The organism is Clostridioides mangenotii TR, assembly GCF_000498755.1.
Classification (GTDB): Bacteria; Bacillota; Clostridia; order Peptostreptococcales; family Peptostreptococcaceae; genus Metaclostridioides; species Metaclostridioides mangenotii_A.
Genome location: NZ_AXUS01000072.1, coordinates 1 through 1221 on the forward strand (window position 1 = coordinate 1; position 1221 = coordinate 1221).

The 1221-nt window shown below is 27.2% G+C and carries 1 protein-coding gene and 1 pseudogene; both read right to left on the reverse strand.

The features are described from left to right. Positions 1 to 63: 63 nt before the first annotated feature. Positions 64 to 309 carry a hypothetical protein gene (locus T473_RS17505; RefSeq protein ID WP_051365942.1) on the reverse strand — a complete coding sequence of 82 codons (246 nt, stop codon included), beginning with the start codon at positions 307 to 309 and terminating at the stop codon, positions 64 to 66. Positions 310 to 542: 233 nt separating this feature from the next. Then, positions 543 to 1221, reverse strand: a pseudogene (locus T473_RS18740) (hypothetical protein); the annotation flags it as partial.

The window sequence follows — 1221 nt, forward strand, 5'->3', positions numbered from 1 at the left end:
TAACTATACAACCAGTAATCCTAATATAACTATTTGTATAACTATTATCATATATTGGCATTATTAATTCACCACACTTTCTGGAACATTAATACGATTATATTTTTGTCTATTTAATAAATATTTCTTTTTATTTAACGATTTTAGAGTATGTTTAGATTTAGTTAGATAGTCAGCTATAGTTCTTATATCATCTTCTTTTCTCTTTTTATTAGATAAATCTATTTTTAAAGTGTTGTCCTTAAAGTCCTGAGTATATCCAACAAAGTATATTAAATCCTCGGTATCTTCTTCTCGATCGTAAAGCATGATAACATCACCTAAACTTAAGTCACCTTTCCAATGCTTCCTAAATCCTGTATCTAATAAGCGATTTAAGAAATTAACTGAATCAATACTCCACTCAATAGTTGGTCTACATTTAAGTTCAAGTTTTCTTTTACCTGCTTCAATAAAATCCTCAACTTTTAAAAATGAATCGTCATTATATGTGTCACAATATATAAATTCCTTTAATTCTTCTAAGAGAGTATCATTAAATATTAAATCATCGTTTTATCTGTTGCCGTTTCTCTTTTACAAAGAATTGTTAATTCCATCATTTCATCATCTAATTTAGCTATATCATTTTCTAAAGGATTAATTGACTCTTCTAAATCATCTCTTTGCTCAGAATACTCATGCATCTCTGCTACTGCTTTTGCTCTATTAATAACATCATTTTTTTCTTCATATATTTTAATTACATTCTCTAATGATTTAATCATTGAATTCGCTATCATAAAGCTATCTTTTTGTTTCTGTACTTCCTTTTGTTTAATATTTTTAGTCTCAATTTGTTCTTTCCATAACTTTTCTCTTATTTCATTCATCTCAATATACTTAAGCATGGCTTTTGTAAGATCTTTACTCATTTCTCCATTTTCTATAAAATATGAGTAATTTTCGATATATGGGTACCCTGTTACTGTAGCTCCGATTATATCCATTTCATCCTCACCAGCCATCTTTAGTCTCGTTGTAATTTCATTAGAACTGGATGTCTTTTCTAAACTTTTTATATAATTATCTCTTGATAGTATTAATTCTAAATTATCTCCAAAACTATCTATTTCGTATAAATTAACTTTTCGATTATATGTATCGAATTGAACTATACAACTAAACTGCTCTTTTATATTAGTAGTTAAAAAGTCGTGCCAGTTACTATCTTGGCTTTCT

Bases quoted from the DNA above. Each gene is read 5' to 3' on its own strand.
- T473_RS17505 (WP_051365942.1), bottom strand. From the start codon at position 309: ATGCTTTACGATCGAGAAGAAGATACCGAGGATTTAATATACTTTGTT.